General features: G+C 71.6%; 11 protein-coding genes. 4 read left to right on the top strand and 7 right to left on the bottom strand.

From position 1 onward, the window contains the following. The first annotated feature begins 385 nt into the window (after positions 1-385). Positions 386-1,111 carry an aggregation-promoting factor C-terminal-like domain-containing protein gene (locus ACZ63H_RS23285; RefSeq protein WP_469867922.1) on the top strand — a complete coding sequence of 242 codons (726 nt, stop codon included), beginning with the start codon at positions 386-388 and terminating at the stop codon, positions 1,109-1,111. A gap of 151 nt (positions 1,112-1,262) precedes the next feature. Continuing rightward, positions 1,263-2,750 carry an AI-2E family transporter gene (locus tag ACZ63H_RS23280; RefSeq protein ID WP_469867920.1) on the top strand — a complete coding sequence of 496 codons (1,488 nt, stop codon included), beginning with the start codon at positions 1,263-1,265 and terminating at the stop codon, positions 2,748-2,750. A 21-nt stretch (positions 2,751-2,771) separates the two neighbouring features. Here the strand turns inward: ACZ63H_RS23280 and ACZ63H_RS23275 are convergent, their stop codons facing one another. Next, positions 2,772-3,305, bottom strand: coding sequence for an alkyl hydroperoxide reductase (locus tag ACZ63H_RS23275; protein WP_469867918.1), 534 nt, complete (start codon positions 3,303-3,305; stop codon positions 2,772-2,774). A 3-nt stretch (positions 3,306-3,308) separates the two neighbouring features. Continuing rightward, positions 3,309-3,863: a peroxiredoxin gene (locus ACZ63H_RS23270; RefSeq protein ID WP_362197389.1), complete on the bottom strand. Its 555-nt coding sequence runs from the start codon at positions 3,861-3,863 to the stop codon at positions 3,309-3,311. Between the two features lie 132 nt (positions 3,864-3,995). On the opposite strand from ACZ63H_RS23270, the gene ACZ63H_RS23265 reads away from it, so the two are divergent. Next, the gene (locus ACZ63H_RS23265; protein WP_469867916.1) at positions 3,996-4,949 is read left to right on the top strand and encodes a LysR substrate-binding domain-containing protein; all 954 of its coding nucleotides are present in this window, start codon (positions 3,996-3,998) and stop codon (positions 4,947-4,949) included. Positions 4,950-4,983: 34 nt separating this feature from the next. Here the strand turns inward: ACZ63H_RS23265 and ACZ63H_RS23260 are convergent, their stop codons facing one another. The 5 genes from ACZ63H_RS23260 to ACZ63H_RS23240 form a co-directional block, all read right to left on the bottom strand. Beyond that, on the bottom strand, positions 4,984-7,317 hold the full coding sequence (locus ACZ63H_RS23260; RefSeq protein WP_469867914.1) for an ABC transporter permease: 2,334 nt from the start codon (positions 7,315-7,317) through the stop codon (positions 4,984-4,986). Beyond that, the gene (locus ACZ63H_RS23255; protein ID WP_469867912.1) at positions 7,314-8,003 is read right to left on the bottom strand and encodes an ABC transporter ATP-binding protein; all 690 of its coding nucleotides are present in this window, start codon (positions 8,001-8,003) and stop codon (positions 7,314-7,316) included. The genes ACZ63H_RS23260 and ACZ63H_RS23255 overlap by 4 nt, the downstream gene beginning before the upstream one ends. Beyond that, on the bottom strand, positions 8,000-8,524 hold the full coding sequence (locus ACZ63H_RS23250; protein ID WP_362197401.1) for a PadR family transcriptional regulator: 525 nt from the start codon (positions 8,522-8,524) through the stop codon (positions 8,000-8,002). The genes ACZ63H_RS23255 and ACZ63H_RS23250 overlap by 4 nt, the downstream gene beginning before the upstream one ends. A 161-nt stretch (positions 8,525-8,685) precedes the next feature. Continuing rightward, positions 8,686-8,949, bottom strand: coding sequence for a type II toxin-antitoxin system antitoxin (locus ACZ63H_RS23245; protein ID WP_469867910.1), 264 nt, complete (start codon positions 8,947-8,949; stop codon positions 8,686-8,688). Beyond that, positions 8,946-9,857, bottom strand: a complete 912-nt coding sequence (locus ACZ63H_RS23240; protein WP_469867909.1) for an SPFH domain-containing protein — start codon at positions 9,855-9,857, stop codon at positions 8,946-8,948. The genes ACZ63H_RS23245 and ACZ63H_RS23240 overlap by 4 nt, the downstream gene beginning before the upstream one ends. 216 nt (positions 9,858-10,073) lie before the next feature. Here ACZ63H_RS23240 and ACZ63H_RS23235 point away from each other — a divergent pair, with 216 nt between their 5' ends. Next, the gene (locus tag ACZ63H_RS23235; RefSeq protein WP_469867907.1) at positions 10,074-12,401 is read left to right on the top strand and encodes a transglycosylase domain-containing protein; all 2,328 of its coding nucleotides are present in this window, start codon (positions 10,074-10,076) and stop codon (positions 12,399-12,401) included. Positions 12,402-12,547: the final 146 nt, after the last annotated feature.

The following is a 12,547-nucleotide window of genomic DNA, read 5'->3' as shown; positions in this document are numbered from 1 at the left end:
CGGTTGGCGCCGCCCGGCAAAGGCAAAGAGCCTAGCCGGGCGGCGCCGTCGTGCGTGGGACTTTCCTGAAATCCTCAGGGCCAAACGGGATGTGAGCTTTCACACGCAACACAGAATTGCCACGCGGCGTCCGGTTACGGCAGAGTCTCGTTCCTGTCAGGCCCCGCATACGACACAGCCGTACCCCCAGCGGTACGGCGCCCCGCAGGCCCCGCCAACTCCATACAGATCGTCGTATGCCGCCCGCGCACCACGCGGCGCTCCCCCTCGGGGAGTTGCCCACCGGGCCCGTGCCTCCCGTGACCCCGCAGTTGGGAGGCCTGTGCCAGGGGCACGATCGCGTCCGCCAGGGTCACCGAAGCGGGCGATGCTGGAAGGAAACCGTGTGAGCCGGATTTCGGTCCGGGGACTCGCAGTGGCCTCGGCCACCGCGGTCACCGCTGTCGGAAGCGTCGTCGGCGTTGCCTCGGGCAGCACCGCGCAGGCCAACGACGCCGCCGAGGCGACGGCAGCCGACACCACGCTCCTCGCGGACATACCCGCGGGTCAGCAGGCGCAGGTGCAGACCGCGTCCCTCACGCAGCAGGCCGACGCCCAGGCCATCGCGGCGGACGCGACCGCCAAGAAGGACGCCGAGGAGGCGGCCCGCATGGCGGCCGCCGAGACCGCGATCGCGAAGAAGGCGGCCGCCGAGAAGAAGGCGGAAGAGGCCGCCAAGGCCGCCAAGGAGGCCAAGGAGCGTCTGGAGGCCAAGGCCGAGGCCAGCCGCGGCGGCACCGACGTCCGCGACTCCTCCAGCTTCCCGGCCCAGGGCAGCTACAGCGTGGGGCAGATCCAGGCGATGGCGCGCCAGATGGTGGCCGGCAACCAGTTCCAGTGCTTCAGCAACATCGTGGACCACGAGTCCAGCTGGAACTACCAGGCGGTCAACGCCTCCTCCGGTGCCTACGGTCTCTTCCAGGCCCTGCCCGCCGGCAAGTACGCCTCGGCCGGCGCCGACTGGCGGACCAATCCGGCGACCCAGATCAAGTGGGGCCTCAACTACATGAACGAGCGGTACGGCAGCCCCTGCGAGGCCTGGACGTTCTGGCAGGGCAACCACTGGTACTAGGCCGCCCGCCGGCCCGTCCGGCCGCAGCTCACCCTCGCGCAGCCCTTCCCCGTCCTCAGGGGAGGGGCTTTCGCCCTGTACGGTCTAACGCGGACGACTCCTCGGGGGAGTGGTGGCGAGGACGCGGAGACGCGGGGGAAGAGGACGGAGCATGGCGCGAGTGCCACGGTGGCTGGGCCGGATCGGGCGCGGTCTGGCCGAGATGAGCGAGCGGCTCGACGAGCGCCGCGCGGAGGTGGAGAAGGAGCGGGACGAACCCGTCGGCCCCGGGTCCGCGGCCGGGACGTCCGGTGCCGAGGCGGCCCCGGCCGCCCGCGCGAGCGCGCCGGGACCCGCCCGCCGTGCCGCCCCGCCGTCCGGGCGCCGGCCCGACCCCGCCGAGGCCGTGCCCTGGGGTGTCCGGGTCGCCGCCGAGGCGGGCTGGCGGCTGCTGGTGCTGGCCGGCACCCTGTGGGTGCTGATGCGGGTCATCAGCGCGGTCCAGCTGGTGGTGTTCGCCTTCGTCATCGCCCTGCTGGTCACCGCCCTGCTCCAGCCGACGGTCGCCCGGCTCACCCGCCGGGGGGTGCCGCGCGGTCCGGCCACCGCGCTCACCGCCATCAGCGGCTTCGTCGTCATCGGCCTCATGGGCTGGTTCGTGACCTGGCAGGTCATGGAGAACATCGACACGCTCTCCAACCAGATCCAGTCCGGCATCGACGACCTGCGCAACTGGCTGCTGAAGAGCCCCTTCCACGTCACCGACAAGCAGATCAACCAGATCGCCAAGAACCTGCGCGAGGCGATCGGCGCCAACGCCGACCAGATAACGTCCGCGGGCCTGGAGGGCGTCCAGGTCATCGTGGAGGCGCTGACCGGCATCCTGCTGGTGTTCTTCTCGACGCTCTTCCTGCTCTACGACGGCAAGCGGATCTGGGAGTGGTTCCTGAAGCTGGTGCCCGCCGCCGCCCGCCCGGGCGTGGCCGGCGCCGGTCCGCGGGCCTGGCGCACGCTGACCGCGTACGTGCGTGGCACGGTGCTGGTCGCCCTCATCGACGCGATCTTCATCGGCATCGGCATCTACTTCCTGGACGTGCCGATGGCCGTCCCGCTGGCCGTGTTCATCTTCCTGTTCTCGTTCATCCCGCTGGTCGGCGCGGTCGCCTCCGGTGCGCTCGCGGTGATCGTCGCACTGGTCACCCAGGGCGTGTTCACGGCGGTGATGACCCTGGTGGTGGTGCTCGCGGTCCAGCAGATCGAGGGCCATGTGCTCCAGCCGTTCATCCTCGGCCGCGCGGTCCGGGTGCACCCGCTGGCGGTGGTCCTGACCGTGGCCGCCGGCGGCATGGTGGCCGGCATCGGCGGCGCGGTGGTGGCCGTACCGCTGGTCGCGGTGACGAACACGGTGGTGGGGTACCTGCGGACGTACGCGCGGCAGCAGGCCGGGGAGGACGAGGACGACGCACCCGCCGGGGGCGAGGCGGGCGCCGCGGCCCCCGGCGGGGGCGGCGAGGAGTCTTCCGGCGGGGGCGGCGAGAAGGCCGCCGGCGAGAGCGACGGGAAGGCCGCTCCCGCCGGGGAGAAGGCCCCCGGCGAGAGCGCGGAGAACGCTCCCCGCGAGGGGGCCGAGGACGACGAAGACCCCGCTCACACGCGGTGAGCGGGGTCTTCGGGACGGGTCCTACTCGGCCAGGACGGCCTCGGCGTCCACGGTGACGGCGATCGCCTGCACCACGGAGGCGATCTTGAACGCCTCCTGGACGGTCTCGCGCTCCACGCCGGCCTTGCGCAGCACCTGCTCGTGCGAGTCCAGGCACATGCCACAGCCGTTGATCGCGGAGACCGCGAACGACCACAGCTCGAAGTCGACCTTCTCCACGCCCGGGTTGCCGATGACGTTCATCCGCAGGCCCGCGCGCAGGGTGCCGTACTCGTGGTCGGACAGCAGGTGCCGGGTGCGGTAGAAGACGTTGTTCATCGCCATGATGGCGGCGGCCGACTTGGCGGCCTGGTACGCCTCCGGCGACAGGTTCGCCTTCGCCTCCGGCTCCAGCTCACGCAGCACGATCGGGGAGCGGGCGGCGATCGCGGTCGCCAGCACCGTGCCCCACAGCTGCTGCGCCGGCAGGTCCGAGTTGCCGATGACCGAGCCCAGGTTGAGCTTCAGGTCCTTGGCGTAGTCCGGGATCCGGGACTTCAGGGAGTCGAGGGACACGGGTCACTCACCAGCCAGCAGCGCGACCGGGTCGAGGGTCTCCTCGCCCTTGGACCAGTTGCAGGGGCACAGCTCGTCGGTCTGCAGGGCGTCCAGCACCCGCAGGACCTCCTTGGGGTTGCGGCCCACGGAACCGGCGGTGACCATCGTGAACTGGATCTCGTGGTTCGGGTCGACGACGAAGACGGCGCGCTGGGCGTAGCCGTCCTCACCCTCGATGCCGAGGTCGCGCATCAGCTCGTGCTTGGGGTCCGCCATCATCGGGAACGGCAGGTCGGTCAGGTCCGGGTGGTCCTTGCGCCAGGCGTGGTGCACGAACTCGGAGTCACCGGAGAAGCCGAGGATCTGGGCGTCCCGGTCGGCGAACTCGTCGTTCAGCTTCCCGAACGCGGCGATCTCGGTCGGGCACACGAACGTGAAGTCCTTGGGCCAGGCGAAGACCACGAGCCACTTGCCCTCGTAGGACTTGTGGTTGATCTGCTCGAACTCCTTGCCCTTCTCCAGCGAGACGCAGGCGGTCAGATCGAACTCGGGGAACTTGTCACCGACAGTGAGCACAGATTCTCCTTGCAGCGAAGAAACTTCCCTTTTGGGGTGTTTCCCAGGGGTTGGACTCCGACGATGGTGGCACAGGGTGCATTGATTAGGGAAATAGCTACACTCGGTCGTGTTGATTGGAGGCGGTTATCAGTGACGACCGGCAACGGGAAGCGACGGCAGCCCACGCTGTCGCAGCTGCGGGCGTTCGTCGCCGTGGCCGAGCACCTGCACTTCCGGGACGCGGCGGCGGCCATCGGGATGAGCCAGCCCGCCCTGTCCGGCGCCGTCTCCGCGCTGGAGGAGACCCTCGGGGTGACCCTCCTCGAGCGTACGACGCGCAAGGTACTGCTCTCGTCGGCGGGGGAGCGGCTGGCCGTGCGGGCCAGGGCGGTGCTGGACGAGGTCGGCGCGCTGCTGGAGGAGGCCGAGGCGGTCCGGGCGCCGTTCACGGGCGCGCTGCGCCTCGGGGTGATCCCGACGGTCGCGCCCTATCTGCTGCCGGCCGTGCTCCGGCTGGTCCACGAGCGCTACCCGCAGCTCGACCTCCAGGTGCACGAGGAGCAGACCGCCAGCCTGCTGGACGGCCTGCACTCCGGCCGGCTCGACCTGCTGTTGCTGGCGGTGCCGCTCGGCGTGCCCGGCGTGGTCGAACTCCCGCTGTTCGACGAGGACTTCGTGCTCGTCACCCCGCTCGACCACTGGCTCGGCGGCCGGGAGGGCATACCCCGCGAGGCGCTGAAGGAGCTGCACCTGCTGCTCCTGGACGAGGGCCACTGCCTGCGCGACCAGGCCCTCGACATCTGCCGGGAGGCGGGCCGCGAGGACGCGCCGGTCACCACCACGGCCGCCGGACTGTCCACGCTGGTGCAGCTGGTGGCGGGCGGCCTCGGCTGCACGCTGCTGCCGCGCACCGCGCTGAAGCTGGAGACCTCCCGCAGCAGCCAGTTGCTCACCGGCGCCTTCGCCGACCCCGCGCCGAGCCGGCGGGTGGCCTTCGCCATGCGCGCGGGCGCGGCCCGCGCGGCGGAGTACGAGGAACTGGCGGCGGCGCTGCGGGACGCGCTGCGGGCCCTGCCGGTCCGGGTGCTGGACGGTCCGGGGTAGCGGCCCCGCGCCCGTAGGGGGCGCGGGGCGCCGCCTACTCCGTCCGCAGTCCCTCCGGCCGCATCATGCGCAGCAGCGGCGGCAGGCTCAGCAGGGTGACCACCAGGACGACTCCCGCGCCCGCGCCGGCCATCGACAGCACGCTCGCCCATTCCACGGACACCGTCGTGTCCGTCATCTTGAGCAGCACCGCGCCGAGGGCCAGGCCCACCGTCGAGGCCAGGAGCAGCCCGAGCGTGATCGGCACCGCCGTCTGCCACAGCACCGACAGCCCGAGCGTGCGGCGCCGGGTGCCGAAGGCGACCAGCGACGACAGCAGCTTGCGCCGCTCGCGCAACTGCTCCAGCTGGGAGACCAGCAGGCTCGCCCCGATCAGCGCCAGCACGCAGACCGCGCCGAGGAACAGGCCGGTGCGCAGGGAGGTGTACTTCCGGGACTGGGAGGTCGCCGTCCAGTGCCAGACGGCCGAGAGCCGGTCCACCCGTGCCGCCGTGTTGCGCACGTACTGGTCCGCTTCCGGCACCGACAGGTCCAGGCGGAGGTAGACCTGGTGGTACAGCGTCGGCTCGGCCCGGGCGGGCAGCGCGGACGGGGTGAACAGCAGGCCGCTGACGTGCTCCTGGAGCGCGTCCTTGCGCGCGCCGACCTGGCGCACCCCGGCCGGTACCGTCCACGGGACCTCGCGCCCGCGCACGCCGCCCGAGTAGGTGGCGTCGATGAAGCCCTGCCGGCCCGGCCGGACGAAGGCCCGGCCCTCGGGGCTGTCGTCCGGGTCCGGGATGTCGAACACGTCACCGTCCCGGCAGGACGGCAGCCGGGCCAGTTCGCGCAGCGCGGCGCAGGTGCCGACGGTGATGTTCACCGTGGCGCGGGGGTCGAGGCGCCGGTCGCCGATCGAACCGGAGGAGATCGCCACCGACGCCCGTACGCCCTTGGTGCGGGGGAACTCGCGGGCCGCCGCCGGCAGCGCGGACCCGTTCGAGAGGTCGACCTCCACCGACGCCCGCTCCGGGTCCTGGCCGGTGTCCCGGGTGTACTGCCCTTCCACGCCCGCGAACAGCATCTGCAGCGCGATCGCCCCCGCCACCGCCACGGCGATGCCGTTGACCATGCGGGCCGCCGTACCGCTGCTCAGCTGGAGCCGGCGCACGGCCAGCTGCCAGGAGACCGGGCCCGTGCCCAGCCGGGCCACGACCGCCTCCACCAGCCAGGGCAGCAGTGCGCTGACGCCGACCAGGAGCAGCAGCACGCCGCCGATGACCAGGTACTCGTTGAAGTCGCCGTTGGACCGGCCCTTGCCGATCATCGGGTACAGCAGCGCGAGGCCCGCCAGGGGCAACAGCAGCCGCCACCACAGGCGCCGCCGGGCCTGCTTGGCCGTGCGCACCACGCCGAGCGGTTCGACGGCCACCCCGCGCATCGCGAACAGCGTCACCCCCACCGCGGCGGCCGGGACCGCCACCGCGACCAGGACGACCAGGACGGGGGAGGGGTTCAGATAGCTGGGGAAGAAGCTCTCGCCCAGCACCTCCACCGAGCCCGCCGTCTGCCGTCCGACGAGGAAGAACACCGTACCGACGGCCAGGCCGAGCAGTGCTCCGGCCAGTGCCTCGCCCGCGGCGATCCGGCGGGTCATCCGGCGGTCGGAGCCGACCAGCCGCAGCGCCGCCAGCCGGCGGTCGCGCCGCTCGCCGCCGAACCGCACGGCCGCGGCGATGAACACGGCGACCGGGGTGAGCAGGGCGACGAACACCACCAGCGTCATCATGATGAGCACCGGGTCGGCCCGTTCGGATGTCGGGTGCCGGTCCCCGAACGCGGTCAGCCGCACCACGCGCGAGCTGTTCTCCTTGACCACCAGGTGGTCGGCGCCCGCGTAGAAGGCCAGTTCGTGCGAGCCGATCAGCCCGGGCTCGTCGATCGTGCCGGTGATCCGGTCCGTCAGCCGCTCCCGCAGCAGCCTGCCCTCGTCGGAGGCGAGCAGCTTCCCCAGCGCGGGGGAGACCACCATCTCGCCCGGCGCCGGGAAGCGGTCCACGCCCGGCGGCAGGGGCGCCCGCGGGCCCTCGGGTTCGAGGAAGCGGCCCCGGACGTCCTTGTCGTTCCACTTGGTGTCGGCCGTGCCGACCAGCACGGTGTTCTCGCCCTTCGGCGGCACGGCCGCGCTGTAGGTGAGGTCCGTGCGGGCCTGCTCGCGCTGGTGCCGTACCGCCAGCACGTTCGGCAGCGCGGTCGTCAGCAGCAGCAGCGCCACGCCGAGACCCACGCCGACCGCCGTCAGCACCATCCGGACCCAGCCCTCGCGCCCGCCGGTGACCGCGAACCGGACGCCCATGCCCAGGTCCCTGGCCCACTGCCGGATGTTCATATGGCGCGCTCCATGTCCCGGGACCTGCCGTCGCGCACGACGATCTCCCGGTCGGAGTAGGCGGCCACCCGGGCCTCGTGGGTGACCAGCACCACGGCCGCGTTGGTGGAGCGGGCCGCGTCGGTCAGCAGCTCCATCACCCGTTCGCCGTTGAGGGAGTCGAGCGCGCCGGTCGGTTCGTCGGCGAAGATCACCCGGGGGCCGGTCACCAGGGCGCGGGCCACCGCGACCCGCTGGCCCTGGCCGCCGGAGACCTCGCCGGGCCGCTTGCCCTTGAGGTCGTCCACCTCCAGGCGCTCCATCCAGGTGAGCGCGGCTCGTTCGGCCTCCTTGCGGGGGCTGCCGTTCAGCCGCAGCGGCAGGGCCACGTTCTCCACGCAGGTCAGCTCCGGGACCAGCTGGCCGAACTGGAAGACGAAGCCGAAGTCGCGGCGGCGCAGCGCGCTGCGTTCGGTGTCGCTCAGGCCGGCGAGTTCGCGTCCGTCGTAGGTGATGGAGCCGGAGTCGGGCGGCACGATGCCGGCCAGGCAGTGCAGCAGCGTCGACTTGCCGGAGCCGGAGGGGCCCATCACGGCGACGACCTCGCCGGGGTGGATGGAGAAGTGGGCGCCGTCGAGCGCGACCGTGGGGCCGAAGGCCTTGCGCAGGTCCTCGGCGGCGAGCAGGGAGCCGGGGGGAGGGGTCACCGGGTCACCGCCGCACGGAGCTTGTCGAGGCGCGCGGCGGTGAGTTCCAGCCAGCGCAGGTCTGCCTCAAGGTGGAACAGGGCGTGGTCGCAGATCAGCTGGTCGGCGAGGTCGCCCTTGCGCTTGCGGTCGGTGAGGATGCGCATGCTGCGCAGGTGCTCGGACCGCTGGGTGTCGAGGATGTCGGCGGCGTCGCGGTGGGTGAGGAGGGCGAGGACGACCTTGGTGTAGAGGGTCGACTGGAGGTACTCCTCCGGCTTCTCCGGGGTGGCGAGCCAGCGTTCGACGTCGGTGACGCCGGCGTCGGTGATGGCGTACCGCTTGCGTTCGGGGCCGCCGCCGGCCTCGATCCCGTCGACTTCCACGAGACCGTTCTTCAGCAGCCTGGACATCGTGGAGTAGACCTGGCCGTAGTGCAGCGGCCGGTCGTGACCGAACTTCTCGTCGAAGGCGCGCTTGAGGTCGTAGCCGTGGCGCGGGCCGGACTCCAGGAGCCCGAGGAGGGTGTGACCGATGGACATGGCAGCACTCTACACACCGTGTATACGCACGATGTATACACACCGTGCAGAGAGTCGGCGCGAAGGTGTGTCGGCGCAGGTGGGGCGCCTTTGTCAGGGTTCCGTAACAGCCGGGACCCCGGTACGGCGACGGCCGGGCCCCTCGAACGGAGGGGTCCGGCTCAGGACGGTGGCGGCGGGGTGCCGGGGGTGGTGCCGGAGTCGCCGGGCGGCCTGCCCCGGCGCGGCAGCGGGCCGGCGTCCCGGGGCAGCCGCCCGGCCTCCGCGAGGGCGCGCCGCAACAGGAACTCGATCTGCGCGTTCGCCGACCGCAGCTCGTCCCCGGCCCAGCGGGCCAGTGCCTCGTACACCGACGGGTCCAGCCGCAGCAGCACCTGCTTGCGCTGCCGCGGCCGGTCCGGCGGGGTCTGCGACGGGTCGGTCACTGGTAGAGGGTTCCGGTGTTCAGGACCGGCTGCGGGGCGCGGTCCCCGCACAGCACCACCATCAGGTTCGACACCATCGCCGCCTTCCGCTCCTCGTCCAGCTCCACGATGTCCGCCTCCGCTATCCGGGCCAGTGCCGCCTCCACCATGCCCACGGCGCCGTCCACGATCTGCCGCCGGGCCGCGACGACCGCGCCCGCCTGCTGCCGCTGGAGCATCGCCGAGGCGATCTCGGGAGCGTACGCGAGATGCGTGAACCGCGACTCGACGATCTCCACTCCGGCCGCCTCCACCCGCGCCTGGAGTTCGCGGGCCAGCTTCTCGGTGATCTCCTCGGCGTTGCCGCGCAGCGAGAGGCCGTCCTCGTCGTGGGCGTCGTAGGGGTACTCGATGGCGATGTGCCGTACGGCCGTCTCGGTCTGCGTGGCGACGAACTCGGCGAAGTCGTCGACCTCGAAGGTGGCCTGCGCGGTGTCCCGCACCTTCCACACCACGACCGCGGCCAGTTCGATCGGGTTGCCGTAGGCGTCGTTGACCTTCAGTACGGCGGTCTCGTGGTTGCGCACCCGGGTGGAGATCCGGGTCCGGGAGGTGAAGGGGTTCACCCAGCGCAGTCCGTCCTGCCGGATCGTGCCCCGGTAGCGTCCGAAGAGCTGGACGACCCGGGCCTCGCCCGGCGCGACCGTGTTCAGGCCGCGCATCGCGACGAGGGCCGCGAGCAGCACGACGACGCCGGCCGCGACGAGGGCGCCCCGCGCGCCGGGGGAGGCGGCGGCTCCGGCGGAGGCGAACAGCGCGGCCGCGGCGCCGAGCCCGAGCAGGCCGAGCAGCAGGGCGAGCCCGCCGCCGATGCTGTGCGCCTGGAACTCACGTACGCGCGGAGCGGGCATCTCGGGTATGTCGGACATGGGTGACCCCCCGGTTCGGTGTCTTCTGGCGTTGGTCTAGCTAAGTGATATCACTTTTAGCGGAGCAGGCAACCCTGTATCACTCCCGAACGTCGGTTCCTTGGGGGCGGGTGCTGATTGTCACGTCCGCAAAAGACCGGATCGGACGCCCTTTGTCATATAGGCGGGTGTTAGCTTTCGGAGCTGACCCCGAGACGGAAGCGAGCGTAGGGACCCATGGGACGAGCGGAAGAGAGACGAGCGCGACAGCGTGGCGGTCACCGCGCGGCGCCCCAGCGCCGCCGCTCCGAACCCGCGGCGGCCGGCAAGCCCGCCAAGAGCCTCCTGCGCCGCATGTTCACCTGGAAGAAGATCCTCGGCACCGTCTTCGGGGTGTGCCTGCTGGCCATCCTCGGCTTCGTCGGCCTGTACCTGTACGTCGACATCCCCGAGGGCAACGCCGCCGCCCAGCAGCAGAGCAACGTCTACAAGTTCAGCGACGGAACGGTGCTGGCCCGCAGCGGCAAGGTCAACCGCGAGATCGTCGACCTGTCCAAGGTGCCCCGCAAGGTCCAGCTGACCTTCGTCGCCGCCGAGAACAAGAGCTTCTACAGCGACTCCGGCGTCGACTTCAAGGGCACCGCCCGCGGCCTGCTCAACACGCTGCGCGGCAGGGGCAAGCAGGGCGGCTCCACGATCACCCAGCAGTACGTCAAGAACTACTACCTCAACCAGGACCAGACCGTCACGCGCAAGCTGAAGGAACTGGTCATCTCCTTGAAGGTGGACCGCGAGAAGTCCAAGGACGACATCCTCGCCGGCTACATCAACACCAGCTACTACGGCCGCAACGCCTACGGCATCCAGGCCGCCGCCCAGGCCTACTTCCGCGTCGACGCCGAGGACCTCACGGTCGAGCAGGGCGCCTATCTCGCCGCGCTGCTCCAGGCGCCGAGCCAGTACGACTGGGCCGTGGCGACCGACACCGGCAAGCGGCTGGTCACCGAGCGCTGGAACTACGTCCTGGACAACATGGTCGAGGAGGGCTGGCTCCCCAAGGCCACGCGCGCCGCCATGCGCTTCCCCGTGATCAAGGAGCCCAAGGGCGCCCCCGGCCTCGACGGGCAGAAGGGCTACCTGGTCGAACTCGCCAACCAGCAGCTCGAGCAGCGGCTCATGGCCGAGGAGGGCCTGACCCCGTCGCAGGCGGAGAACGCGGTCATGGAGAAGGGCTGGACCATCACCCTCAACATCGACCGCAAGAAGCAGGCCGCGCTGGAGAGGGCCGTCCGCAACGAGCTGACCGGCAAGCTGAACAAGGCGAAGCGCAAGGTCGACGGCGACATCCAGCCCGGCGCCGTCTCCGTCGACCCGGAGACCGGCAAGATCGTCGCGCTCTACGGCGGCTCGAACTACTACGAGCACTACGTGAGCAACGCCACCCGCAGGGACTACCAGCCCGCCTCCACCTTCAAGCCGGTCATCCTCGCCGCCGCGCTGGAGCGCGAGGCCACCACGCAGGACGGCAAGCCCATCACCGCCGACACCGTCTACGACGGCAGCAACCGGCGCCCGGTGCGGGACCACGGCCGCCCGGTCGGCTTCGCCCCGCCCAACGAGGACGACGTCGACTACGGCCCGATCACCGTCCAGCAGGCGATGAACAAGTCCGTCAACTCCGTCTTCGCGCAGATGGGCGTGGACGTCGGCATGGACAACGTCATGAGCACCGCGAACAGCCTCGGCATGAACACCAAGGGCATGCAGGCGGTGCCCGCCCAGACGCTCGGCTCGATGGGCGCGAGCCCCCTGGAGATGGCCGGCATCTACGCCACCTTCGCCAACCACGGCCACAAGGTGACCCCGACCATCGTCAAGTCCGCGGAGAACCGGGGCCGCGCCGTGGACCTGCCGGACCCGGTCGGCGGCTCGGTGATCAGCCGCACGGCCGCCGACACGGTCACCTCGGTGCTCACCGGCGTGGTGGACGACGGCACGGCCAGCCGGTCCGTGGCCGCCAACCCGCTGCGCGACGGCCAGCAGGTGGCGGGCAAGACCGGCACCTCCGACGAGAACAAGTCCGCCTGGTTCACCGGCTACACCCCCGACCTGGTCACCTCCGTCGGCCTGTTCGGCGAGGACCCGAAGACCCACCGGCACGTCTCCATGACGGGCGCGACCGGACTGCTGCCGGCGCCCGGCCGGATCAACGGCGGCGGCTACCCGGCGGAGATATGGGCCGCCTACACCTTCGGCGTGACCGACCGGTCCGCGTTCGAACTGGACACCACCCAGGGCGCCGCCGTCGCACCGACGAAGACGCCGACCAGCGAACCGCCGACGCCCTCCCGGACGCCGACGCACACGCCGACCAGCGAGCCGCCGACCTCCTCCGCGCCGCCGTCGCAGACTCCGTCCGAGACGCCGAGCCACACCCAGTCGCCGTCCCACACGCCGTCGCAGACGCCGTCCCAGACGCCCACCACCGAGCCGCCGTCACAGTCCCCCACGGAGGACCCGTTCGACCCGGAGGACGGCCTCGGGCAGGAGTGGCACACCGGCTGACGCACGCACGGCCCAGGGGGGGGGGGGGGGGGGGGGGGGGGGGGGGGGCCGCCGGGGGGGGGGGGGGGGGGGTCGGCGAGGGGCCCAAAGAAACGTGCCCCAAACGCCAGGAACCGCTTCGCCACCAAAAAACTGTCGCCGAGGGA

The sequence above is a fragment of the Streptomyces sp. NPDC104831 genome, assembly GCF_055583025.1.
This window is presented reverse-complemented; position numbering and strand designations above follow the sequence as displayed.